Below are 21,484 nucleotides of genomic sequence, written 5' to 3'. Positions count from 1 at the left end.
GCGGGGTCAGCGTCCGAGCCGCACCAGGCCGTGGATGAGGCCGACCACCGCGCCCGCGGGGAAGCCGATCGCGCCGAACAACAACCCGAAGATGCCGACCCCGATGGCGCAGTTCCCGCTGCTGCCCGGCCGCGTGCAATCCGGGTTGAGGAGCGAGTTCGCCAGGCCGAGCAGCACGCCGCCGACGAGACCGATCGCGCAGAAGATCACGGCGTAGAGCAGCATCCGGCCGAACATCCCCGCGACGGTCCCCTTGGCTCGCGGATGCCCGGCCAGGATCTGCGCTTGGTAGCCCATGGCCTGCACCGCATCGCGCAGCGCCCTCGCTGGCGCGGCCGAGGCGATGGCGATCCGCCCCCCGGCCCAATCCGTCCAGACCTGCGCCGCCGGGTCGAGCCGCCGGATCGCGTCCTGCACCGCCGCCTGGTCCGCCGGCACGTTGAGGCCCGAGAGTCCCAGGATCACCGCCCCCGGCGGTGGCTGCATCGTCATCCGTCCCGGTCCCTGCCGTCCGCCCCGGCCCGCATCATCGCCGCCGCCGGCGGAGGAAGGCCAGCACGAAGCCGACCGGCGCGCCGAGCATCGATGCGCCGATGGCGATCATCGGAATGCCCATGGCGCAGCCGCCGGAATCCCCCGGCGCGTTGCAGGACGGATCGAGCATCAGCATCGCGATGCCGAAGGCCGCGCCGGCCAGCCCGCCGAGCACGAAGCCCGCGAAGGTGAAGCCGATGACGCGCAGGATCATCTCGCCGATGCCGCGCTCGGGCGCGGCCGGGATGCCGAGGCGCAGCGCGGCTATGAAGCCGGCATCCTGCACGGCCTCGCGCAGCGCCTCGGCCGGCTGGACGGAGCGCGCCGCGACCAGCCCCTCCGGCCAGTTGGTCCAGAGTTGCGCGCCGGGGTCGATGCCGCGCAGCGCCTGCTCGACGCGCATCCCGTCGAGCGCGCCGCGCACGCCCTGCACGGACAGCACCACGGCGTCGGGCGGCGGGGCGCCGGTCAATAGGGCACCTTGTCGGGCTTGGCGTCCCACAGGCGGAAGGCCTCGATCGCCTCCTCAGCGAGGAAGCGGCGCAGCGGCAGGCGCCGGGCCGCGATGGGCAGGCAGACCTCCTCGTAGATCGCCGCGTCGTCGAAGCCGATGGCCGCGGCGTCCGCCCGGTCGTTCGCGTAGACGATCTCCCCGATGCGCGCCCACCAGACGGCGCCGAGGCACATCGGGCAGGGCTCGCAGCTGGTGTAGATGACGGCGCCGGTCAGGTCGTGGGTGCCGAGCGCGGCACAGGCGCCGCGGATCGCGACGACCTCGGCATGGGCGGTCGGGTCGCGCGTCGGCACGACGGCGTTGCGGCCCTCGCCCACGATGACGCCGTCCTTCACCACGACTGCGCCAAAGGGCCCGCCGCCCTCCGCGACGCCCTGGCAGGACAGCGCGATCGCCCGCCGCATGAAGCTCGCCTCGTCCATCCGCCCCGCCCCGATCCGACGCGGCCAGCATAGCCGGGCACCGTGGCGCCGGCGCAACAGCGTGGCGGCAATGAGATGCTCTACACCCATCGCGCGAATGCGAATCCGGACAGGACAACCAATACGGGAACAAGATGCTGCGGTCGCACCCGACGCGACCCACCAGATCTAGCGTTCGACCTGCTTCCGCACCGCATCCCACAAGCAATTGATTATGTTGATTCTTTATTCATAGAATCGGACGCCGCTCCAGTTTGGGGGAACAATGAGCAGCTACCTGATCGCCTCTCTCCATCGCGAGGAGGTCGCGCTTCTCGAGGAACTCCGCGCATCGACGATGTTCCGTCGCTACGAGGAGATCCGCCGCCTTCTCGCCCTGTATGACGTGCCGCGACCGGTGGGGGCCGATCTCGACGCCATGCTGGCCGAGGCCGAGGCCAAGGCGTCGCCGCCGGGGCCGCGCCGCGCCGCGACGCTCGCCGTCCTCGCGAGCGTCGGTTCGGAGATGCGGCGCGCCGACGTCGCCTGACGGGACCGCCGCGGGGGGCGGTGCCGTCGCGGCGCATTCCGGTCTAGCCTGCCGCCATGAGCGGCTTCACCCTTTCCGTCCTCGACCAGTCCTCCGTCGCCTCGGGCCGCACGCCGGGCGAGGCGATCCGGGAGACCCTGGCCCTCGCGCGGCATTGCGACGCGCTGGGCTTCCGGCGCTACTGGTGCGCGGAACACCACAACAGCGCGTCCCACGCCGGCGCGGCGCCCGAGATCCTGATCGCGGCCATCGCGGCGACGACGCAGCGCATCCGCGTCGGTTCGGCGGGCGTGATGCTGCCGCACTACTCCTCCTTGAAGGTCGCGGAGCAGTTCCGGGTGCTCGAGGCCATCGCGCCGGGGCGGATCGACCTGGGCGTCGGTCGCGCGCCGGGGTCCGACGGGCGCACCGCCTTCGCGCTGAACCCGAACGCCAACCAGGCCGCCGACCGTTTCCCGGCGCAGGTGATGGAGGTGATGGGCTGGCACGGGGACGGGCTGCCCGAGAACCATCCCTTCCGGAACATCGTCGCCCAGCCCAACGTCGCGACGCGTCCGGAGATGTGGATCCTGGGGTCGTCCGACTACGGCGCGCAGGTCGCGGGCTATTTCGGCCTTCCCTACTGCTTCGCGCATTTCTTCTCGGATGGCGGAGGCTCGGAGCAGGCCATCGCGGTCTATCGCGAGGCCTTCGAGCCGAAGCCCGACATGCCGGGGCGGCTCGTCGCGCCGCATCCGGCACTCGGCGTCTATTGCCTGGTCGCGGACACGGAAGCCGAGGCGAAGCGGCTGTTCCGCTCGCGCGAACTCTGGCGGCTGAAGCGCGACCGGGGGCTCTACCTCCCGCTGCCGAGCGTCGAGGAGGCGGAGGAGTACCAGTATTCCGACCTCGAACTCGCCCGCGTCGAGAAGATGCGCGAGGCGGCGATGGTCGGCACGCCGGAACAGGTGAAGGCGAAGCTGGAGGCACTGTCGGCCGCCCATGGTGGCATCGCCGAATTCGCCGTCATCACGCATTGCCACGACCCGGTGGCCCGGCGGCGCTCCTACACGCTGCTCGCCGAGGTGTTCGGGATCAGGTCGGACGGGGTGCCGCTGGCGGCGGAGTGACGCCGCTCAGCGGCGGAGTGACGCCGCTCAGCGGCGGATGAAGACGAAGCGCACGGCCTGGGGCGGCACGCCGTCGCGCCGGGCCCGGCGCGACCGCCACCACAGCGAGCCGGCGCCCAGCGCGCCCGCCACGATCGCCACCGGCACCAGGATGCCGATCGCCAGGATCGCGAGGCCCGCGAGCATCAGCCCGCCGGTCGCGGCCGCGACCAGCACACCCCAGGCACCGAGGCGCTCGAGCAGCCGGTCGAAGGTCCCGGTCCGGCGCGAGGGCTCCGGGTCGCGGAACTCCCCTTCCGGCGTCATGTCGAGGACGGGCGGGCGGCGATGTGGGTCCATGATGCCCAAGACGTGGCCCATGGACCCGGGCGGATCAAGGGCCGTTACGATCCGTGACGCAGGGCGTCGAGCCGCGCGAAGACCTCCGCGACCGGCAGGCCGGTGAGGTCGTGGTGCTCCTCGGCGGCCAGCGCCCGGCGCTGCTCGGCCGGGACGTGTTCCAGCACCGCATGGGCCACAGGCGCCGGCGCGATGACCGCGAAGCTGTCGGCCCTGCCGCCGCGCAGCGCGGCGACCAGGTCCTCGGCCATGCGGCGCGCCAGGTCGCGCTTGGCGTGTTCCTTCGGGCTGTCGTCCTTGTTGTCGTATTCCATGGCGCTGCGCGCGGTCGCGCCGGCGCTGGCGAAGGCGCGGCCGGGCTTGTCCTCGCCCTGGGCGGAATCCTTCAGGCGCGCGCCGGGCTCCTCCCAGGACATCAGGGCGTCGTAGCCGCTCTCGCCGAGCCGCTTCAGATACGCCTTGCCGTGGCTGCCATTGGCGACGAGGAAGATCCGGCGGGCATGGCCGCCCTCGATGGTGGTTTCGCGCTCGGTCATGGCGTCCTCCGTTCCGGACGCCTTCCTGCGCCCGTCAGGCGGGACGAGTCTTGATCCGGCGCAAGAAGCGCCCTCAGTCCGGCCGGACGATCAGGGTCGTTCCGTCCACGCCTTCGACCCGCACGCGCGTCCCGGCCGGGCTGTCGGAGACATCCCGCGGCAGACGGGCGGCCCAGTCGGAATCGCCCACGCGCACCCGCGGCCCGGACATCCCCGGTTCGACCAGCACGCCGAAGCGCCCGACCAGCCCGGCATCGGGCGTGTTCACACGCGGGCGGGGATGGTCGGACCGGCGCAGGCGCAGAGCGACGGCAATGCCGGCCGCGAGCAGGACGATGAACACCGTCACCGTCACCCAGAAGGGCGGCGTGACCAGCAGCAGCATGATGCCCGTGCCGACCGAGGCGAGGCCGATCCACAGCAGGAAGACGCCGGGCAGCAGGGTCTCCGCGCCGAGCAGCACCAGCCCGACGAGGATCCAGATCAGCGCGGGGTCCACGGCGAGGGCACCTCCGGCATCGGCGGGGCGGGGGGACGCGGCGGCGGGGGCGCGCCGGCGCCGCCCGAGGGCCCCTGACCGCCCGGCCCGCGCAGCAATTCCATCGCCTGGGTGATGCCGCCGGCCATGGCACTCGCTTCCATCGGCACGATCACCAGCTTCTGGGCGGTGTTCCCGGCCAGCACCTCGAACGCCTTCACGTACTTGTCGGCGATGAAGTAGCGCAGCGCGTCGGTGCCGGCGCCGGCGGCGACCTCGGCGACCATGCGGGTCGCGGCGGCCTCGGCCTCGGCCAGGCGCTCGCGCGCCTCGGCGTCGCGGAAGGCGGCCTCGCGCCGGCCTTCGGCGGACAGGATCAGGGCCTGCTTCTCGCCCTCGGCGCGCTTGATCTCGGCCTCGCGCTCGCCCTCGGCCTTGGCGACTGTGGCGCGGCGCTCGCGCTCGGCGGTCATCTGGAGGTTCATGGCGCGGATCAGGTTGTCGGGCGGCTCGATCTTGCGGATTTCGACGCGCGCGATCTTGACGCCCCAGGGGTCCGTCGCGCCGTCGAGGATGCCGAGCAGGGCGGAATTGATCCGGTCGCGCCCCGACAGCGTGGCGTCGAGTTCCATCTCGCCGATCACGGCGCGGATGTTCGTCATGGCCAGCGCGGTCAGCGCGATGCCGAGGTCCTGCACCGCATAGGCCGCCTTCGCGGGATCCATCACCCGGTAGTAGACGATGCCGTCCACCGCGACCGTCGCGTTGTCGCGCGTGATGACCGCCTGCTCGGGGATGTCGAGCACCTGTTCCTGCACGTTCACGCGCCGGCCGATGCCGTCCACGTAGGGGATGATGAAGTTCAGCCCCGGCGAGAGCATGCGGGTGAAGGCGCCGAAGCGCTCGACGGTCCAGACCTCCCCCTGCGGCACGGTGCGGATGCCGCGCGTCGCGGTCAGCACCGCGAGGAGCAGCAGGACGATCAGGACGATCGAGGAGGCGGAGACGATGCTGAGCAGGTCCATGGCGGCGCGACGATACCGCCCCCTGCCCCGGAACGGAACGACGCCCTTGCGACCTGGCGCACAACCCGGAAGCATGGGCTGAAGCCTTTCAGGGGATGGAACCGCCATGAACGCCTGCAACAGCCCGCTGACCGTCGACCTCACCGGGCTTCGCGTCGCGATCAGCGCCGGGGCCGGCGGCATCGGCCGCGTCATGGCCGATTCCTTCGCGTCCCGCGGCGCGCGCGTCTTCGTCTGCGACGTGGACGACGAGGCGCTCGCCACCTGCCCGCACCCGAAGATGCGCGCCGACATGGGCGAGACGGCGGAATGCGAGCGCTTCGTCGACGAGGCCGCGGCGCAGCTCGGCGGGCTCGACGTGCTGGTGAACAACGCGGGCATCGCCGGCCCCACCGCGCGCGTCGAGGACGTGACGCCCGAGGCGCTGGAAGCCACGCTGCGCATCGACCTCGCGGCAATGTTCCACTGCGCGCGCCGCGCCGTGCCGCATCTGCGCGCCGCCGGCGGCGGGTCGATCGTGAACCTCTCCTCGGCCGCCGGGCGCTTCGGCTTCCCGCTGCGCAGCCCCTATGCCGCGGCGAAATGGGGCGTGGTCGGCTTCACAAAGTCGCTGTCGATCGAGCTCGGCCCGGACCGCATCCGGGTGAACGCGATCCTGCCCGGCCTCGTCGCCGGGGACCGCATCCGCCGCGTCATCGAGGCCAAGGCCCAGGCCCAGGGCGTCGCCTTCAAGGAGAAGGAGGCGGAGCTGCTGAAGGACGTCTCGATGCGCAGCTACGTCACGCAGCACGACATCACGAACATGGCGCTCTACCTCTGCTCGCCCTTCGGCGCGACGATCAGCGGCCAGGCGCTGGCGGTGGACGGGGACCTGCAGCGGCTGGGCTGAACGGCTATTCCGCGGTCGCGCCGGAACTCCGCACCACCTCGGCCCAGCGCGCCGCCTCCCGCCGCACGAAGGTAGCGGCGGGTTCCCCGGTGAGGCCGGGATCGGTCAGCGACTGCGCCGCGAGGCGCGCGACGAGATCCGGCGCAGCCATCGCCCTGGGCACTTCGGCGAGCAGGCGGTCCAGCGCCTCCGCCGGCATCCGCGCGGGGGCGAAGAGGCCGAACCAGGTCGAGGCCTCGAAGCCCGGGAAGCCCTGTTCCGCGACGGTGGGCAGGTCCGGCAGCGTCGGGTCGCGCTGCGCGCCGGCGACGGCGATGCCGCGCACGCGCCCCTCGCGGATCAGCGGCAGGGCGGGCGGCAGGCTGGTGCTGCCGATCGGCGCCTGGTTCGCGACCACCGCGGTCGCCGCCTGGGCCGGGCCGAAGGCGACCGGCGTCGCGCGAACGCCGGCCAGCGTGTTGAACAGCAGCTCCGCGCCGAGATGCGGCGTCGTGCCCGTGCCGGAATGGGCATAGGCAATGCCGGGATGGGCGCGGATATGCGCGATCAGTTCCGGCAGCGTCCGCGCCGGGACCGAGGGATGCACGAAGAAGGCATTGGGCGCGGTCGCGACCACCGCGACGGTCGCGAAATCATCCAGCGCATAGACTGCGTTGCGATAGAGCGTGGGGTTCACCGCAATCGCGGTCGAATGCATCAGCAGCGTCTGGCCGTCGGCGGAACCGCGCACCGCCTGGGCGCCGATGTTGCCGCCCGCCCCGCCACGGTTCTCCACCACGAAGGCCTGGCCGGTCTGCTCGCCGAGCTTCTGCGCCAGCGCGCGCGCCACCACGTCGGTCGAGCTGCCCGGCGGGAAGGCCACGACGATGCGGACTGGCCTCTCGGGCCAGGCGGCGTGCGCGAGGCGCGGCGCGGCGAGGATCGCGGCCGGCGCGAACAGAAGGCTGCGTCGCCGGGCGACGGGGCGCGTCATGGATGACCTCCTCCCTTCCTGGCCGGGCCGGCCGGCACCGGCGGGGCCAGCCTGCCCGGTCCCGCGGCTGCTGCGAAGGCCCGGCGACACCGCCGGCCGGCTTCGCTACCTTCCGCCGCGATGACCGACCCGATCCGTTCCCTCGACGACCTCGCGCCCGGCATGGCGTGGGACCTCGGCACCCTGACGCTCTCGCTCGAGGAGGTCGTCGCCTTCGCGTCGAAATACGACCCGCAATACTTCCATCTCGACGCCGAGACGGCGAAGGAGAGCATCTTCGGCGAGTTGGTGGCGAGCGGCCTGCACACCCTCTCGGCCGTGTTTGGGCGGGTAATGGGCAGCGGGCTGCTGTCCCAGGTCTCGCTCGGCGGCAACCAGATCGACACGAAGTGGCCCGCCCCGCTGCGCCCCGGCGAGGAGATCGCCATCCGCACCGAGGTGGTCGAGGTGCGCCCGTCCCGCACCGGCCGATCGCTGGGCATCGCGAAGCTGCGGCACACGGCGCGGCGGCTGTCGGACAATGTGATCGTGCTCGACGCGCTGGGGACGCATTTCCTCAGGCGCTGAGGTGCCGTTCCGTCACCGTCCCGTCTGCCAGCGCGACCGACACCAGCACCGCGTCCGCGATCTCCGGCACGCCGCTGCCGGTCATCAGCACCAGGTGGCGCGGGCCGGGCAGCACGCTGCGCACCGCGGCCATCGGCAGCGCCGCACGCCACAGCACACGCCCATCGGGCGCGACGCGCACCAGGCCGAGGTCCTGGCCGGCCGCGCCATGCAGCAGCAGAAGGCTCTGCGGATCCGGTGCCAGGATCGGCGCGACAGTCCCGGCGGTCAGGAAGCCCGCATAGTTCAGCCCCGTCATGCCCGCGACCTGCGCGAGGTCCAGCAATCGCTCCGCCTGCCCCCAGCGGTCGGGCATGTTCGCCGGCCAGTTGGGCGGCGCCGCCGAGGCCATGCGCACCACCCCACGCCACAAGGCCTGACCCGTGCCGGGCGGCGGCCCGGCGGGGGAGAGGAACCGTCCTTCCTGCCCCCGCGGCGCCAGCGGTGGGATCAGCTTCTCGGTCTCCGCCGGCAGGCCGAGCCAGGCCTCGCCCAGCCGGGCCTCGTTCACCCGGAAGGCGGTCGGGCCGCCCTGCCCGACCGGCGCCGCCGCATTGACCGCCGGCAACGGACGGTCGGCGGCGCCCTGGGCGACAGAGGCATGGAAGTCGCGCGGGTCGATCCGCCAGGCGGGCCAGTTCGGCGCCACCTGCAGAAGCAGCGCATCCGTCACGCGCCAGGCCGAGCGGGAGGTCGCATCGGCGATCGGCAGGCCGGGATTGAGCTCGGCCAGCCCCGGCTGGTCCGCCAGCACCCGCCCGTCCACCGCGGACAGCGCCCCGATGCCGCCGAGCCAGGTCCAGATCGTCGCCCCCTGCTCGGCCATCAGCCCCGCGTCGCGCAGCGCGCCGAGCGGCACCGAGGCGAGGTAGGCCTCGAAGCGCGGCGCGAGCGTCGCGGCGTCGAGGGCCAGCAGGTCGATCCGCTCGCGCGGCGCGGGGGCGCCGGGCGGATCGGTCGCGTCCTGTTCGGCACGGCGCGTCAGCAGGAAAACGGTGTCGTCCTGGCCGACACGCGGGCGCAGCAGCGGCGGCACCAGCCGCCGGGGCCCATACCGCTGCGGCGGCGGCGGGCCATCGGGCCACAGCATCCAGGCGGTGCCGGCGATGCCTCCGACCAGCACGGTTCCCGCCGCGCCGAGCATGATCCGGCGCCCGAGCGTCATCGGGTCGCGTCCCGGCAGGACAGGCCCGGGCCCGGCGCCGCTCATCGCATGGGCTCGCCCGGCCTGCCCCCGATCCGGCGCCTCAGCGGCAGGAGCAGGCGCGGCCGACGCCGCCGAAATTCCGCTCGGCGAAGCCCTGCGCGTCCGAGGCGAAGGAGAAGGTCGGCCCCATCTGGCAGGCGCTGGACCCGCGCGCGATTTCCATCTGCTGCGGGCTGCGGCTCTCGACGACGATCCGGCCGTTGTCGCAGTAGACCCAGTAGTTGGCGTAGGCCGGCGCGGCGGCCAGCAGCCCGCCGCCCAAGGCGAGGACGGTAGCGATCGCCAGACGCTTCATGGTCACCTCCTCAGCGGCAGGAGCAGGACCGCCCTGCCCCGCCGAAATTGCGCTGCGCGAAGGATTGCGCGTCGGAGAGGAAGCCGAACTTCGGGCCCATCTGGCAGACGCCCGACCCGCGCGCGATGCGCATCTGGTCGGGGCTGCGACCGTCCACCTCGATCCGGTTGTTGGCGCAATAGACGTAGTAGTCGGCATGCGCGGCAACGGGTGCGAGCAGCGCGGCCACGGCGGCGGCGGCCAGTGCGAACCTCATGGTTGGTCTCCTCCGGTGCTGACGGCCGGTCGAGGATGGGCCCCGCCGCCGGGCCGCGGCAAGGCCGGAACGATCGCCGCGACCCTAGTCCACCCGCGCGCCCGAGACCTCCACCAGCCGACGCCACCGCGGCGTCTCGCTCGCGATCATGGCCGCCATCGCCGCCGGACTCTCGCTCGGCGCCGCATCGTAGCCGAGCGGCCGAAGCGCCTCGCGGAATCCCGGCTGGGTCGCGACCTGCCGGATCCCGGCAAACAGGCGCTGGACCTCGGCATCCGGCGTCGCCGCCGGGACCATCATCGCGTTCCAGGATCGGATGTCGATGTCGCCCAGGCCGAGATCGGCATACTCGGCGAAGGACGGCACCTCGGGCAGCAGGCCGAAGCGCCGCTTGCTGCTGACGCCGAGGGCGCGCAACCGGCCGGCCTCGACATGCGGGATCAGCGCCGTCGGCAGGTCCGCCGCGCCGTCCAGCACACCGGAGACGGCATCGGTCGTCGCCTGCGCCCCGCCGCGATAGGGCACCTGGGTGATCGGCGCGCCGCTCGCGGATTCCAGGGCGGCGAGCGTGAGGTGGCTGACCGTGGCGACGCCCGAATGCGCGAGGCGCATCGCGCCGGGATTCGACCGTGCCCAGGCCAGCGTGCTGCGCAGGTCGGTCCATCCGCGCTCGTTGGCGCGCTGGGCGTTCACCACCAGCAGCACCGAGGCATCGGTGATCTGCGTGACCGGCCGCAGGTCGCGCACCGGGTCGAAGGGCATGGAACTCTGCAGGAAGGGCGCGGCGCAGATCGTCGCCGCGCCGATGATGCCGATCATGGTCCCGTCCGGCGGGCCCTTCGCGACGGCATCGGCGCCGATCAGACCCCCGGCACCGCTGCGGTTGTCCACCACGACCTGCTGGTCGAGCACTGCCGGCAGCCGGTCCGCCAGCACGCGCCCGAGGCTGTCCACGCCGCCTCCGGGCGGAAAGGGCACGACGACGCGCAGCGGGCGCCGCGCGCCCTGCGCCCGCAGCACGCCGGGCGCGGCCAGGAGCGACGCGCCCGCAAGGAGGATCGAGGATCGGCGGAGGATCATGCGGGTCGTCTCCCGGTCAGGCGTGGGCGGGTGCGGCGCGGCCGGCGCGCTCGGCGACGCTGCGCGGGATGCGGCCGCGGCGCAGCGCCTCCTGCCAGACGCGCTCGATGGCGGCCGCGCCCCGGCGCGTCACGGCGCGTTCGTCCGCGATAGTGACGCGGCCGTCACGGAGCAGTTCGCGGCCCTCGACCATGACGAGCGACAGGTCGACAGCACTTCCGTTCGTCACGAATGCCTTCAGCGGGTCCCAGACTGGCTGGTAGCGCGAGGAGGAGAGATCGACCGCGATCAGGTCCGCCCGCGCGCCGGCTGCGACGATGCCGAGATCCGGCCGCCCGAGGGCCAGCGCCGCGTCGCGCGTCGCCGCGCGCAGCACGCGGGTGGCCGAAAGCCCGTGCGGCGTGCCCGATTGCACCTTGGCGAAGATCGAGGCCGTGCGGAGTTCCTGCACCATGTCGAGCGTCACGCCGTCGGTGCCGATGCCGAGCCGCACGCCCGACGCCTCGAACCGCGCGAGGGGCACGAAACGGCCGCTGCGGGCGAAGGCGAGCGGGCAGGATGCGATCGTCGCACCGCCCGCCCGAACCAGGTCGAGCTCGTCATCCGTCGCGTACATCGCATGCGCGACCACGACGCCTTCGCGCAGCAGGCCGAGGTCGCGCAGGTGCTCCATCGGCGCCTTGCCGTGGCGCTGCCGGACGATCTCGACCTCGTGCAGGTTCTGGGCGGCGTGGATGGAGACGATGGTGTCCATCTCCCGCGCCTTGGCCTCCACGCGCCGCAGCAGGTCCGGGGTGCAGGAATCCGGCCCATGCGGGCCGAAGCCGACGCGGGTGCGGCCGCGCGGGCCTTCGTCATGCGCCTCGATCAGGCGGACGATGGCGTCGAAGCCCGGATCCGCGCTGCCTTCGGGGCGATAGAGCGGCGTGCCGTCGGGGGCCATGTCGAGGCCGGGCGTCGAGAACAGGTAGGGGCAGGAATAGCTGCGCAGGCCGAGGCCGCGCGCCCGCGCGATGAAGGGCGCCTGCTGGAGCCGATAGACGTCGAGCACCGTCGTCATGCCGCAGCGCAGCCCTTCGAGCAGCGCCATCTCGGCGGCGTCGCCGACCTCCTCCTCGGTCATGATCTCGGCGGCGAGGTCGCCCATCGGCATCAGCAGCGAGAAGACGATGTGGCCCGGCAGGTCGCCCGGGGCGATGTCGTCCGCCAGGCCGCGGAACATCGGGCCGGACATGGCGTGGTTGTGCAGGTTAATCAGGCCAGGCAGCAGCAGCGAACCGGGCAGGTCGATGCGGCGCGCGTCGATCGCCTGGTCGTCGGGCAGGACATCGAGGATGGCGCCGTCGGCGGCGACCAGCACGGCATGGTTCTCGCGCAGGCCGCCTTCCGGGCACCACACCCAGCGCGGCGCGAGCAGCGTCTTCGACATCCCGACATCCCCCGGCGGCAGGCCGGCGGTCCGGCATTGCCTCCCCGCAACGATGCGGCGCCGGGCGGCCCCTGTCGAGGCCCCGGAAACGCAGGACGGCGCGGAGGGTCTCCCCTCCGCGCCGTCCCGTGAGACCCGTTCAGGCCGGGATGATCAGGCGGACTTCGCCATGATCTCGTCCGCGACGTTGCGCGGCACCGGATCGTAGTGGTGGAACTGCATGGAGAAGGACGCACGGCCCTTCGTCATGCCGCGCAGGTTCGAGATGTAGCCGAACATCTCCTTCAGCGGGACGTGCGCGCGGACGATGACCGAGGTGCCGGCCATGTCCTGCGACTGGATCACGCCGCGGCGGCGGTTCAGGTCGCCGACGACGTCGCCGACGTGGTCCTGCGGGGTGGTCACCTCGACGTCCATGATCGGCTCGAGGATGACCGGGCCGGCCTTCTTCATGCCTTCGCGGAAGCAGGCCTTGGCGGCGATTTCGAAGGCCAGCGCTGAGGAGTCGACGTCGTGGTACTTGCCGTCGACCAGCGAGTACTTGAAGTCCACCGTCGGGAAGCCGGCGAGCACGCCGGTGTCGGCCTGGACCTTGATGCCCTTTTCGACCGCCGGGATGTATTCCTTCGGCACCGCGCCGCCGACGACGCCGTTCACGAACTCGATGCCCGTGTTCCGCTCCTTCGGCTCGAAGATGATCTTCACTTCCGCGTACTGGCCCGAGCCACCCGACTGCTTCTTGTGGGTGTAGGTCTCGGTGTGCGGCTTGGTGATCGTCTCGCGGTAGGCGACCTGCGGGGCGCCGATGTTGGCGTCCACGCCATATTCGCGCTTCAGGCGGTCCACGATGATCTCGAGGTGCAGCTCGCCCATGCCGGACAGGATGGTCTGGCCGGTCTCCTGGTCGGTGCGCAGGCGGAGAGAGGGATCCTCGCCGGCCAGCTTCTGCAGGCCGAGGGTCATCTTCTCGATGCCTTCCTTGGTCTTCGGCTCGACCGAGATGTCGATGACCGGCACCGGGAAGGCCATGCGCTCCAGCACCACCGGATCGGCCTGGTCGGCCAGGGTGTCACCCGTGCCGGTGTCCTTCAGGCCCACGAAGGCGGCGATGTCGCCGGCGGAGACTTCCTTCACTTCCTCGCGCTTGTCGGCGTGCATCTGGAACATGCGGCCGATGCGCTCGCGGTTCCCCTTGGTCGTGTTCAGCACCATGTCGCCCTGCTTGAGGACGCCGCGGTAGACGCGCACGAAGGTCAGGTTGCCGTACTTGTCGTTGATGATCTTGAAGGCGAGCCCGGCGAAGGGCGCATTCTCGTCGGCCGGGATCACGCGGCGATCGGCCGTGTCGTCCTGGCCTTCCTCGGGGGCCACCTTGATGCCCTCGATGTCGACCGGGGACGGCAGGTAGTCGATCACGGCGTCGAGCAGCGGCTGCACGCCCTTGTTCTTGAAGGCGGTGCCGCAGAGCACCGGGCGGAATTCGCCCGAGATCGTGCCCTTCTTGATGCAGCGCTTCAGCGTCTCCACCGAGACGTCGCCCTTCTCGAAATACTCCTCCATCGCCGCCTCATCGACGCCGACGCAGGTGTCGATCAGGATCTGGCGGTACTCGGCCGCCTTCTCCTTCAGGTCGTCGGGGATCGGGGCGTCGTGGTACGCGGCGCCGAGCTCGTCGCCTTCCCAGATGATCGCCTTCATCTCGACCAGGTCGACGACGCCCTTGAAGGTGTCCTCGATGCCGATCGGCAGCTGCAGCGTCACCCAGTTGATGCCGAGCTTCTCGGTCAGGGTCGCGGCCGCGCGGTAGAAGTCGGCGCCGGTGCGGTCGAGCTTGTTGATGAAGATGATGCGCGGGACGTTGTAGCGGTCGGCGAGGCGCCAGTTGGTCTCGGACTGCGGCTGCACGCCGGCCACGCCCTCGATGATGAACACCGCGCCGTCGAGCACGCGCAGCGAGCGGTTCACCTCGATGTTGAAGTCGATGTGGCCGGGGGTGTCGATGACGTTGATGCGGTGGTCGTTCCACACGGCGGTCACGGCGGCGGAGGTGATGGTGATCCCCCGCTCGCGCTCCTGCTCCATGTAGTCCGTCGTGGTGTTGCCCTCGTGGACCTCACCGATCTTGTGGGACTTGCCGGTGTAATAGAGGATGCGCTCGGTCGTCGTGGTCTTGCCGGCGTCGATATGCGCCGTGATGCCGATATTGCGGATACGCTCGAGCGGGGTGCGCGCCACGGTGGGCCTCCATAAGCAGAAAGGGGCGCCCACGCCGAAGCCTTCGCTCCGCGCCGCCCTCAGGTCTCGCCGATCAGTCGGTGGCGGCTATCTGCTCTGTCCGGGCGCGGTTTGCAAGCGCGACATGGCGGAATAGTCACGCGCGGGGCCGGTTCCGGCCATGCCGGGCCTGCGAGACACGCTTTGTGGCATGTCCGGAAAGGATCTATCGCGTAGCATCGCCCCCATGGACCTGAAGGCCGCCATTGCCGCCGTGCGTTTCGGCCAGGGGCGCCGGCCGGGCGACCCGATCCCCGCCGATCCCGTCGCCTGGCTCGATTCGCAGCTCGACCCCGCCCTGCCCGGGCCTGCGCTGCCAGAGGACCTGCCCCGGGACCTCCCGGCCATCTACCGCGCCTTCGCCGAGGATACCGAAAGGCTGCGCGCCGGCGGCCAGGGCCGTCCCAACCAGGGGCTGATCGTCCGCACCGAGATGCTCGCCGCGCTGACGCTGGAGATCACAGCCAACCAGGGGTTCCGGGAAAGGCTGGTCGCCTTCTGGGCCAACCACTTCGCCGTCGCGCGCGCCCGCGTTCCGTACCTGGCCGGGCACTACACGCGGGAGGCGATCCGCCCCCACGTCGCCGGCCGGTTCGAGGACATGCTGCTCGCCGTGGTCCGCCACCCGGCCATGCTCGCCTACCTCGACAACACCGGCTCGGTCGGGCCGAACAGCCCGGCCGGGCAGCGCGGCCGGCGCGGGCTGAACGAGAACCTGGCCCGCGAGGTGCTGGAACTCCACACCGTCACCCCGGCCTCGGGCTACGGCCAGGCCGATGTGCGCGCCTTCGCCGAGGTGCTGACCGGCTGGGGCGTCGAGGGCGCGCGCGAGCCCTACGGCTTCGTCTTCCGCCCCAACGCCCATGAGCCGGGCGAGAAGACCGTGCTCGGCCGCACCTTCCCGCCCGGCGAGCAGGGCGGGATCGAGGCGCTGCGCTTCCTCGCCCATCACGATTCGACCTACCGGCACCTCGCCACCAAGCTGGTGCGGCATTTCGTCGCCGACGAGCCGCCACCCGAGGCGGTCGCGACCATCCACGGCGTGCTGCGCGACACGCGCGGCGACCTCGGCGCCGCGACCAGGGCGCTGGTGCGCCTGGACGCGGCCTGGGACCCGCCGCTCGCCAAGTTCCGCGCGCCGCACGACTTCGTCGTCGCCGTGATGCGGGCGCTGGAGGCGCCGGCGGAGGCCGCCGACCGGGCCTTCGGAGGGCTGCAATACCTCGGCCAGCCGCTGTGGAACCCGGCCGCGCCGATCGGCTTCCCAGACACCGCCCGCGACTGGGCCGCGCCGGAGGCCATGGTCCGCCGCATCGAATGGTCGAACGGCATCGCGACCCGCGGCGCCGGGCGCGACGCCGCAGCGGTGGCCGAGGCGGTGCTCGGCCCGCTCTGCCGGCCCGAGACCCTGCGCGCGGCGGCCCGTGCGGGATCGGCGCGCGACGCCCTGACCCTCGTGCTCACCAGCCCGGAGTTCCACCGCCGATGAGCGCGCACCTGCCCGCCTTCGGGCGCCGCACCGCCCTGCTCGGACTGGCGGCGGCCCTCACCCTCCCGCGCGCCAGGGTCGCCTTCGCCGATGCGCCTGGGGAAGCGCGCTTCGCGGTGGTGCTGCTGCGCGGCGGGCTCGATGGCCTGTTCGCCGTGCAGCCCTATGGCGAAGCCGATTTCCGGGAACTCCGCGGTGCCCTCGCGCTGCCGGAACCGGGGCAGGAGGGCGGGCTGCTCGACCTCGGCGGCCGCTTCGGGCTGCATCCGCGCCTGACCGAGATCCACGCCATGTATGCGGCGAACGAGGCGCTGCCCGTCCACGCCGTGGCCGGCAACTGGCGGTCTCGCAGCCATTTCATGGCGCAGGACCTGCTCGAGGCCGGCGCCGACCACCTGATGTCGAGCGGCTGGCTGAACCGGGCGCTGGCAGCCCTGCCCGCCCGGCCCGGCGCGCAACCGACGGGCCTGTCGGTCGGGACCGACCTGCCGCTGATGATGCGCGGGCCGACGCGCGTCGGCACCTATGCGCCGCGTGGCGGCGGGGCGCCGGCGCCCGATCTCCTGGCCCGGATCGCCGAGCTGAATGCCGGGGATCCGGTCTCGGGCCCCGCCATCATGGAAGGGTTGCAGGCCCGCGGCTACGCCGTCACCGCGCTCGGCGCCGAGGCCACGGCCCGCCCCCAGCCCGGCGGCGCCTTCCGGGCGCTCGCCATCGCGGCCGGCCGGCTGCTCGCCCAGCCCGACGGGCCACGCGTCGCCGCCTTCGAGCTCAATGGATGGGACACCCATTCGGCCCAGGTGAACCGGCTCAACGCACCGCTGTTCCAACTGGATGAGGGCCTCGGCGCCCTTAAGGAAGCGCTCGGCGAGCATTGGCGCCGGACCGCGGTGCTGGTGGTGACCGAGTTCGGCCGCACCGTGCGGGTCAACGGTACCGGCGGCACCGACCACGGAACGGGCGGGGTCGCCTTCGTGCTCGGGGGCGCGGTGGCCGGAGGGAAGGTCGGCGGCGACTGGCCGGGGCTCGCCCAGGGCCGGTTGTTCGAGAACCGGGACCTGGCGCCGACGACCGACCTCCGCAGCCTCGCCAAGGGGTTGCTGCGCGACCATCTCGGCCTGCCGGCCCAGGCGGTGGCCCGCGCCTTCCCGGGCAGCGAGGCCGCGGCCCCAACAGGCGGCCTGGTCCGGGCCTGAGCGGCCTCAGGACCCGCGATAGGTGGTGTAGGACCAGGGGGTGCAGAGCAGCGGCACGTGATAGTGCCCCACCCCGTCCGCCAGCCCGACATTGACCGCCACGATGTCGAGAAAGAGCGGCTCCGGCGCGATGCCGCGGGTGCGGAAATAGGCGCCGATGTGGAAGCGCAGCTCGTAGCGCCCGGCCCGGAAGGCGCCGGGGGGCAGCAGCGGGTCGCGGGTGCGGCCATCCGCGTTGGTCACGGTCTCGACCACCTGGGCGGGTTCGGGGTCGAGGCGCCAGAGCTCGACCTTCACCCCTTCCGCCGGGATGCCCTGGGCGGTGTTCAGCACGTGGGTGGACAGCGTACCGGGTCCGTTGCCTGCCATCGGTGAGGATCCTTGGTGTCGGTGGCCGGCCTTCGATGACCGGTCCGCCGGTTTCGGGACAGAGGATGCGCCGCGAGGTCAGTCGGGCGGGGCGCCGGCTGCGACCCAGGCGACGAGCCTCGCCCGCTCCTCCGGCGTGATCTCGGTGAGGTTGCCGGGCGGCATCGCCTCGGTCTGCACCTGCTGGCGCAAAGCCGCGGCCCAGCGGCGGATCTGCTGCGGCGTCTCGAGCATCACGCCCTTGGGCGGGGCGGCGAAGCCGTCCATGGTCGGGCGGGCGGCGTGGCAGGCGACGCAGCGGCTGGCGACGATGGTCTGGACCTCGGCGAAGGGCGGCGCATCGGCGGCCGACCCGGTCGCCCGGTCCGGCGCGCCCGCCCAGACGAGGAAGGCGACGACGGCCGCGGCGCCGGCGGGCAGCCAGACCGGGTTCTTCCCCTTCTGCCGCGAGACGAAATACTGCCGCACCAGCGCACCCGACAGGCCGATCGCCAGCAGCACCGCCCAGTTCCACCGCGACTGCCAGGTCATCGGGTAGTGCGGCGAGATCATGATGAAGAGCACCGGCAGCGTCAGGTAGGTGTTGTGGACGCTGCGCTGCTTGCCCCAGCGGCCGTATTTCGGGTCCGGCGCCTCGCCCTTCTGCATCGCCGCGATCATCTTCCTCTGGCCGGGGATGATCACCATGGCGACGTTGGCGACCATGATGGTGCCCGTCATCGCGCCCACCTGCAGGAAGGCGCCACGCCCGCCGAAGACGTGGCAGGCGACGAAGGCGACCACGGCCAGCGCCGCCGCACCGATGGCGCCGAGCAGCGCCTCGTTCTCCCCGAGCTTCGATCGGCAGACAAGGTCGTATCCGACCCAGCCGCCGGCGAGCATCGCCGCGCTGACCAGCACCGCGACCCAGGCCGGCATGTCGAGCACCGCCGGGTCGACCAGGTAGGTCGAGGCCTGCCCCCAGTAGATCAGCACGAAGAGCGTGAAGCCGCTGATCCAGGTCCAGTAGGCCTCCCACTTGAACCAGTGGAGCTTTTCCGGGAGGCGTTCGGGCGCCAGCAGGTATTTCTGCTTGTGATAGAAGCCGCCGCCATGGACCGACCATTGCTCGCCCGCGACCCGCGGGTTGCTGTCCTTGGGCGGGTCGAGCTGGTTGTCGAGGCCGATGAAATAGAAGGACGTGCCGATCCAGGCGATGCCCGTGATCAGGTGCAGCCACCGTACCAGCAGGTTGGCCCAGTCCAGGAGGTAGGCAGCGTCCATGAAGCATCCCCGCGCGGCGCATGCGCTCGCCGCAGTGCAGCATTGCGGGGGGACGGCGAGCGGGGCAAGGGGTTCGGAAGGCTTGTGCGGCTCGACGTTCGGGGGCAGGAAGCGGCCCCTCCCCCTCCGAACGGCCCCGCAACATGTCCCCTGCCCGCCTGTCCCTGCCCAAGGACAAGATCAAGATCCTGCTCCTCGAGGGCATCGCCGACAGCGCCGTCGAGCGCCTGGCAGAGGCCGGCTACACCAATCTCCGCCGCGAGGCGAAGGCGCTGGACGGGGCGGCGCTGATCAAGGCGCTGAAGGGCGTGCACATCCTCGGCATCCGCTCCCGCACCCAGGTGACGACCGAGGTGCTCGAAGCGGCCGACCGGCTCTTCACCATCGGCTGCTTCTGCATCGGCACCAACCAGGTCGCGCTGGACGTCGCCGCCGGCCGCGGCATCCCGGTGTTTAACGCCCCCTTCTCGAACACGCGCTCGGTCGCCGAGCTGACGCTCGGCGAGATCGTCATGCTGATGCGCGGCATCCCGTTCAAGTCGGGGGCGGCCCATCGCGGCGAATGGATCAAGTCGGCGGAGAATTCCTGGGAGGTGCGCGGCAAGACACTCGGCATCGTCGGCTACGGCAATATCGGCAGCCAGCTGTCGGTACTGGCCGAGGCCTTCGGCATGCGCGTCATCTACTGGGACCACACCGGCAAGCTGCCGCACGGCAATGCCCAGCCGGCGGCCTCGTTGAAGGCGCTGCTGGCCGAGGCCGACGCCATCACCCTGCACGTGCCCGAGACGCCCGACACGATGAACATGATCGGCGCGGCGGAGATCCGCGCCATGAAGAAGGGCGCGGTGGTGATCAACAACGCGCGCGGCACGGTGGTGGACCTCGAGGCGCTTGCCGAGGCGATCCGCGACGGCCACATCCTTGGCGCCGCGGTCGACGTGTTTCCGGTCGAGCCCTCGGGCAAGGATGAGCGCTTCGCCTCCCCGCTGCAGGGCCTGCCGAACGTGATCCTGACGCCGCATATCGGCGGGTCGACCGGCGAGGCGCAGTGGCGCATCGGCGAGGAGGTCAGCCGCAAGCTGATCGACTATTCGGACACGGGTGCGACCTTCGGCGCGGTGAACTTCCCGCAGGTGCAGCTGCCGGCACGCCCGACAGGCGCGCGCTGGGTGCACATCCACCGCGATGCGCCGGGCATCCTCTCCCGCATCAACGAGAGCTTCGCCAAGCGCGGGCTCAACATCTCCGGCCAGTACTACCAGACCGCCGGGTCGATCGGTTACGTCGTGGTGGACAGCGTCGAGGCACGCCACGACGCCGAGCAGATCCTCGAGGAATTCCGCGCCCTGCCTGGCACCATCCGCGCCCGCCTGATCTACGAGCGCCGCTGAGGCGCAACCCTTCAACCCGCCGCCGCGTTCCTCCGCACGAGAGAGTTCGTGCGGAGGAGAGCGTCAGATGAAATCCATCGTCCTGTGGCTGCTGGGCGTGCCGGTCACGGTCATCATCCTGCTGAACGTGCTCGGCTGGCTTGGCTGATCAGCGGATCGGCGGCGCGTACATCAGGCCGCCGCGCGTCCAGAGGTCGTTCACGCCGCGCGGCAGGCCGATCGGCGAACCGCTGCCGAGGTTGCGCTCGAAGATCTCGCCATAGTTCCCCACCGCCTTGATGGCGTTGTAGGCCCAGCGGCGGTCGAGCCCCATCAGCGGCCCATGGTCGCCGGCATTGCCGAGCAGCCGCCGGACCGAGGGGTTCTGGCTGTTCAGCATCTCGTCGACATTGGCCTGGGTGACGCCGAGTTCCTCGGCCTCGATCAGCGCGTAGACGGTCCAGCGCACGATGTCGAACCACTGGTCGTCGCCGTGGCGGACGGCGGGCGCGAGCGGCTCCTTCGAGATGATGTCCGGCAGGATGATGTGCTCCTCCGGGTTGCGCAGCGCGGTGCGGATGCCGGCGAGCTGCGAGGCGTCGGTCGTGAAGGCGTCGCAGCGGCCGGAATTGTAGGCGTTGCGCGTCTCCTCGTTCTGGTCGAACACCAGCGGCTGGACGCGGACGTTGTTGGCCCGCGCCCAGTCGGCCAGGTTGAGCTCGTTCGTCGTGCCGGAAGTCACGCAGATCGTAGCACCCTCCAGGTCCCGCGCGCGCTGCACATTGGTCGACTTCCGCACCAGGAAGCCCTGGCCGTCATAGAAGTTGACCGCGGTGAAGTTCAGCCCGTTCGCGGTGTCGCGCGTCTGGGTCCAGGTCGTGGTGCGGGACAGCATGTCCACCTGGCCCGACTGCAGCGCCGGCAGCCGCGCCTGGGAGGACAGCACGACCCAGCGCACCTTGTTCGCATCGCCGAGCGTCGCCGCGGCCACGGCACGGCAGGTATCGGCATCGAGGCCACGATAGACGGCCTGGCTGTCGAGCACGCCGAAGCCGGGCGCGCCAGGATGGGCGCCACACACCAGGGCATCGCGCGTCCGGACGGCCGAGAGCGTCGGCCCGGGGGCCGCGGTCTGCGCGATGGCGCTGCCCGCCGTAAGCACGGCAAGGGCGGTGAGGGACAGCAGTTTCATGGTGTTTTCTCCCGGTGGTTTCTTGTGTGTGGGGAACCTGCGGGGAGCCGGCCGCGCCCCCCCCCCCCCCCCCCCCCCCCCCGCCGCCGGGCCCCGGCGCCGGCCCG

At 71.8% G+C, this 21,484-nt stretch carries 24 protein-coding genes; 7 read left to right on the top strand and 17 right to left on the bottom strand.

Annotated features, from left to right (window positions below; genetic code table 11):
* Positions 1 to 6: 6 nt before the first annotated feature.
* From GWK15_RS00120 to GWK15_RS00110, 3 genes are read right to left on the bottom strand one after another with little or no spacing between them, the layout of a single operon-like run.
* Positions 7 to 492 (bottom strand): hypothetical protein, encoded by a 486-nt coding sequence (locus tag GWK15_RS00120; protein WP_168037864.1) that lies wholly within the window; start codon positions 490 to 492, stop codon positions 7 to 9.
* Positions 493 to 526: 34 nt separating this feature from the next.
* Positions 527 to 1,006, bottom strand: coding sequence for a hypothetical protein (locus GWK15_RS00115; RefSeq protein ID WP_168037863.1), 480 nt, complete (start codon positions 1,004 to 1,006; stop codon positions 527 to 529).
* Positions 1,003 to 1,470, bottom strand: a complete 468-nt coding sequence (locus GWK15_RS00110; RefSeq protein ID WP_168037861.1) for a nucleoside deaminase — start codon at positions 1,468 to 1,470, stop codon at positions 1,003 to 1,005. Before GWK15_RS00110 ends, GWK15_RS00115 begins: the two co-directional genes overlap by 4 nt.
* 265 nt (positions 1,471 to 1,735) lie before the next feature.
* Between GWK15_RS00110 and GWK15_RS00105 the strand changes: the two genes are divergently transcribed.
* Positions 1,736 to 1,999: a hypothetical protein gene (locus tag GWK15_RS00105; protein WP_168037858.1), complete on the top strand. Its 264-nt coding sequence runs from the start codon at positions 1,736 to 1,738 to the stop codon at positions 1,997 to 1,999.
* A gap of 56 nt (positions 2,000 to 2,055) precedes the next feature.
* A complete protein-coding gene (locus tag GWK15_RS00100; RefSeq protein ID WP_168037856.1) occupies positions 2,056 to 3,108 on the top strand; it encodes an LLM class flavin-dependent oxidoreductase in 1,053 nt (350 codons plus the stop codon).
* 27 nt (positions 3,109 to 3,135) lie between these two features.
* Here the strand turns inward: GWK15_RS00100 and GWK15_RS00095 are convergent, their stop codons facing one another.
* The 4 genes from GWK15_RS00095 to GWK15_RS00080 all read right to left on the bottom strand — a co-directional run bounded on the left by GWK15_RS00095 (position 3,136) and on the right by GWK15_RS00080 (position 5,486).
* Positions 3,136 to 3,447 (bottom strand): hypothetical protein, encoded by a 312-nt coding sequence (locus GWK15_RS00095; RefSeq protein WP_168037854.1) that lies wholly within the window; start codon positions 3,445 to 3,447, stop codon positions 3,136 to 3,138.
* Positions 3,448 to 3,491: 44 nt separating this feature from the next.
* Positions 3,492 to 3,983: a host attachment protein gene (locus GWK15_RS00090; RefSeq protein ID WP_168037852.1), complete on the bottom strand. Its 492-nt coding sequence runs from the start codon at positions 3,981 to 3,983 to the stop codon at positions 3,492 to 3,494.
* Positions 3,984 to 4,056: 73 nt separating this feature from the next.
* Positions 4,057 to 4,482: an NfeD family protein gene (locus GWK15_RS00085; protein WP_168037850.1), complete on the bottom strand. Its 426-nt coding sequence runs from the start codon at positions 4,480 to 4,482 to the stop codon at positions 4,057 to 4,059.
* Positions 4,467 to 5,486 carry an SPFH domain-containing protein gene (locus tag GWK15_RS00080; RefSeq protein ID WP_168037848.1) on the bottom strand — a complete coding sequence of 340 codons (1,020 nt, stop codon included), beginning with the start codon at positions 5,484 to 5,486 and terminating at the stop codon, positions 4,467 to 4,469. The genes GWK15_RS00085 and GWK15_RS00080 overlap by 16 nt, the downstream gene beginning before the upstream one ends.
* A 106-nt stretch (positions 5,487 to 5,592) precedes the next feature.
* On the opposite strand from GWK15_RS00080, the gene GWK15_RS00075 reads away from it, so the two are divergent.
* Entirely contained in the window at positions 5,593 to 6,375 is a 783-nt protein-coding gene (locus GWK15_RS00075) for an SDR family oxidoreductase (RefSeq protein WP_245211368.1), read from the top strand.
* Positions 6,376 to 6,379: 4 nt separating this feature from the next.
* Here GWK15_RS00075 and GWK15_RS00070 read toward each other — a convergent pair whose 3' ends face one another.
* On the bottom strand, positions 6,380 to 7,348 hold the full coding sequence (locus GWK15_RS00070) for a Bug family tripartite tricarboxylate transporter substrate binding protein (protein WP_168037846.1): 969 nt from the start codon (positions 7,346 to 7,348) through the stop codon (positions 6,380 to 6,382).
* A gap of 120 nt (positions 7,349 to 7,468) precedes the next feature.
* On the opposite strand from GWK15_RS00070, the gene GWK15_RS00065 reads away from it, so the two are divergent.
* Entirely contained in the window at positions 7,469 to 7,915 is a 447-nt protein-coding gene (locus GWK15_RS00065) for a MaoC/PaaZ C-terminal domain-containing protein (protein ID WP_168037844.1), read from the top strand.
* On the opposite strand, the gene GWK15_RS00060 is transcribed toward GWK15_RS00065, so the two are convergent.
* The 6 genes from GWK15_RS00060 to fusA all read right to left on the bottom strand — a co-directional run bounded on the left by GWK15_RS00060 (position 7,905) and on the right by fusA (position 14,456).
* Complete coding sequence (locus GWK15_RS00060; RefSeq protein ID WP_168037842.1) at positions 7,905 to 9,119, bottom strand: hypothetical protein; 1,215 nt, start codon at positions 9,117 to 9,119, stop codon at positions 7,905 to 7,907. The genes GWK15_RS00065 and GWK15_RS00060 overlap by 11 nt on opposite strands.
* A gap of 82 nt (positions 9,120 to 9,201) precedes the next feature.
* Positions 9,202 to 9,456: a hypothetical protein gene (locus GWK15_RS00055; protein ID WP_168037840.1), complete on the bottom strand. Its 255-nt coding sequence runs from the start codon at positions 9,454 to 9,456 to the stop codon at positions 9,202 to 9,204.
* Positions 9,457 to 9,466: 10 nt separating this feature from the next.
* Complete coding sequence (locus GWK15_RS00050; RefSeq protein ID WP_168037838.1) at positions 9,467 to 9,712, bottom strand: hypothetical protein; 246 nt, start codon at positions 9,710 to 9,712, stop codon at positions 9,467 to 9,469.
* A gap of 84 nt (positions 9,713 to 9,796) precedes the next feature.
* A complete protein-coding gene (locus tag GWK15_RS00045) occupies positions 9,797 to 10,792 on the bottom strand; it encodes a Bug family tripartite tricarboxylate transporter substrate binding protein (protein WP_168037836.1) in 996 nt (331 codons plus the stop codon).
* A gap of 16 nt (positions 10,793 to 10,808) precedes the next feature.
* Positions 10,809 to 12,221, bottom strand: a complete 1,413-nt coding sequence (locus GWK15_RS00040) for an amidohydrolase family protein (protein ID WP_168037834.1) — start codon at positions 12,219 to 12,221, stop codon at positions 10,809 to 10,811.
* 153 nt (positions 12,222 to 12,374) lie between these two features.
* Positions 12,375 to 14,456: an elongation factor G gene (gene fusA, locus GWK15_RS00035; protein WP_168037822.1), complete on the bottom strand. Its 2,082-nt coding sequence runs from the start codon at positions 14,454 to 14,456 to the stop codon at positions 12,375 to 12,377.
* 226 nt (positions 14,457 to 14,682) lie between these two features.
* Between fusA and GWK15_RS00030 the strand changes: the two genes are divergently transcribed.
* Complete coding sequence (locus GWK15_RS00030) at positions 14,683 to 15,984, top strand: DUF1800 domain-containing protein (protein ID WP_168037821.1); 1,302 nt, start codon at positions 14,683 to 14,685, stop codon at positions 15,982 to 15,984.
* Entirely contained in the window at positions 15,981 to 17,180 is a 1,200-nt protein-coding gene (locus GWK15_RS00025; RefSeq protein ID WP_168037819.1) for a DUF1501 domain-containing protein, read from the top strand. The genes GWK15_RS00030 and GWK15_RS00025 overlap by 4 nt, the downstream gene beginning before the upstream one ends.
* Before the next feature lie 6 nt (positions 17,181 to 17,186).
* Here GWK15_RS00025 and uraH read toward each other — a convergent pair whose 3' ends face one another.
* Positions 17,187 to 17,549 carry a hydroxyisourate hydrolase gene (gene uraH, locus GWK15_RS00020; protein WP_168037817.1) on the bottom strand — a complete coding sequence of 121 codons (363 nt, stop codon included), beginning with the start codon at positions 17,547 to 17,549 and terminating at the stop codon, positions 17,187 to 17,189.
* Positions 17,550 to 17,627: 78 nt separating this feature from the next.
* Complete coding sequence (locus GWK15_RS00015; RefSeq protein ID WP_168037806.1) at positions 17,628 to 18,812, bottom strand: urate hydroxylase PuuD; 1,185 nt, start codon at positions 18,810 to 18,812, stop codon at positions 17,628 to 17,630.
* Positions 18,813 to 18,955: 143 nt separating this feature from the next.
* Here GWK15_RS00015 and serA point away from each other — a divergent pair, with 143 nt between their 5' ends.
* Complete coding sequence (gene serA, locus GWK15_RS00010; RefSeq protein ID WP_168037804.1) at positions 18,956 to 20,206, top strand: phosphoglycerate dehydrogenase; 1,251 nt, start codon at positions 18,956 to 18,958, stop codon at positions 20,204 to 20,206.
* A gap of 148 nt (positions 20,207 to 20,354) precedes the next feature.
* Here the strand turns inward: serA and GWK15_RS00005 are convergent, their stop codons facing one another.
* The gene (locus GWK15_RS00005; RefSeq protein ID WP_168037802.1) at positions 20,355 to 21,377 is read right to left on the bottom strand and encodes an amino acid ABC transporter substrate-binding protein; all 1,023 of its coding nucleotides are present in this window, start codon (positions 21,375 to 21,377) and stop codon (positions 20,355 to 20,357) included.
* Between the last annotated feature and the right edge of the window lie 107 nt (positions 21,378 to 21,484).

Source organism: Neoroseomonas oryzicola (assembly GCF_012163135.1).
GTDB classification, from domain to species: domain Bacteria; phylum Pseudomonadota; class Alphaproteobacteria; order Acetobacterales; family Acetobacteraceae; genus Neoroseomonas; species Neoroseomonas oryzicola.
This window is presented reverse-complemented; position numbering and strand designations above follow the sequence as displayed.

What these genes read in the sequence shown, in the direction of transcription:
- GWK15_RS00120 (WP_168037864.1), bottom strand. Translation starts at nt 492, where the DNA reads ATGACGATGCAGCCACCGCCGGGGGCGGTGATCCTGGGACTCTCGGGC.
- GWK15_RS00110 (WP_168037861.1), bottom strand. Translation starts at nt 1,470, where the DNA reads ATGGACGAGGCGAGCTTCATGCGGCGGGCGATCGCGCTGTCCTGCCAG.
- GWK15_RS00105 (WP_168037858.1), top strand. Translation starts at nt 1,736, where the DNA reads ATGAGCAGCTACCTGATCGCCTCTCTCCATCGCGAGGAGGTCGCGCTT.
- GWK15_RS00100 (WP_168037856.1), top strand. Translation starts at nt 2,056, where the DNA reads ATGAGCGGCTTCACCCTTTCCGTCCTCGACCAGTCCTCCGTCGCCTCG.
- GWK15_RS00095 (WP_168037854.1), bottom strand. Translation starts at nt 3,447, where the DNA reads ATGGACCCACATCGCCGCCCGCCCGTCCTCGACATGACGCCGGAAGGG.
- GWK15_RS00090 (WP_168037852.1), bottom strand. Translation starts at nt 3,983, where the DNA reads ATGACCGAGCGCGAAACCACCATCGAGGGCGGCCATGCCCGCCGGATC.
- GWK15_RS00080 (WP_168037848.1), bottom strand. Translation starts at nt 5,486, where the DNA reads ATGGACCTGCTCAGCATCGTCTCCGCCTCCTCGATCGTCCTGATCGTC.
- GWK15_RS00075 (WP_245211368.1), top strand. Translation starts at nt 5,593, where the DNA reads ATGAACGCCTGCAACAGCCCGCTGACCGTCGACCTCACCGGGCTTCGC.
- GWK15_RS00070 (WP_168037846.1), bottom strand. Translation starts at nt 7,348, where the DNA reads ATGACGCGCCCCGTCGCCCGGCGACGCAGCCTTCTGTTCGCGCCGGCC.
- GWK15_RS00065 (WP_168037844.1), top strand. Translation starts at nt 7,469, where the DNA reads ATGACCGACCCGATCCGTTCCCTCGACGACCTCGCGCCCGGCATGGCG.
- GWK15_RS00060 (WP_168037842.1), bottom strand. Translation starts at nt 9,119, where the DNA reads ATGACGCTCGGGCGCCGGATCATGCTCGGCGCGGCGGGAACCGTGCTG.
- GWK15_RS00055 (WP_168037840.1), bottom strand. Translation starts at nt 9,456, where the DNA reads ATGAAGCGTCTGGCGATCGCTACCGTCCTCGCCTTGGGCGGCGGGCTG.
- GWK15_RS00050 (WP_168037838.1), bottom strand. Translation starts at nt 9,712, where the DNA reads ATGAGGTTCGCACTGGCCGCCGCCGCCGTGGCCGCGCTGCTCGCACCC.
- GWK15_RS00045 (WP_168037836.1), bottom strand. Translation starts at nt 10,792, where the DNA reads ATGATCCTCCGCCGATCCTCGATCCTCCTTGCGGGCGCGTCGCTCCTG.
- GWK15_RS00040 (WP_168037834.1), bottom strand. Translation starts at nt 12,221, where the DNA reads ATGTCGAAGACGCTGCTCGCGCCGCGCTGGGTGTGGTGCCCGGAAGGC.
- GWK15_RS00030 (WP_168037821.1), top strand. Translation starts at nt 14,683, where the DNA reads ATGGACCTGAAGGCCGCCATTGCCGCCGTGCGTTTCGGCCAGGGGCGC.
- GWK15_RS00025 (WP_168037819.1), top strand. Translation starts at nt 15,981, where the DNA reads ATGAGCGCGCACCTGCCCGCCTTCGGGCGCCGCACCGCCCTGCTCGGA.
- uraH (WP_168037817.1), bottom strand. Translation starts at nt 17,549, where the DNA reads ATGGCAGGCAACGGACCCGGTACGCTGTCCACCCACGTGCTGAACACC.
- GWK15_RS00015 (WP_168037806.1), bottom strand. Translation starts at nt 18,812, where the DNA reads ATGGACGCTGCCTACCTCCTGGACTGGGCCAACCTGCTGGTACGGTGG.
- serA (WP_168037804.1), top strand. Translation starts at nt 18,956, where the DNA reads ATGTCCCCTGCCCGCCTGTCCCTGCCCAAGGACAAGATCAAGATCCTG.
- GWK15_RS00005 (WP_168037802.1), bottom strand. Translation starts at nt 21,377, where the DNA reads ATGAAACTGCTGTCCCTCACCGCCCTTGCCGTGCTTACGGCGGGCAGC.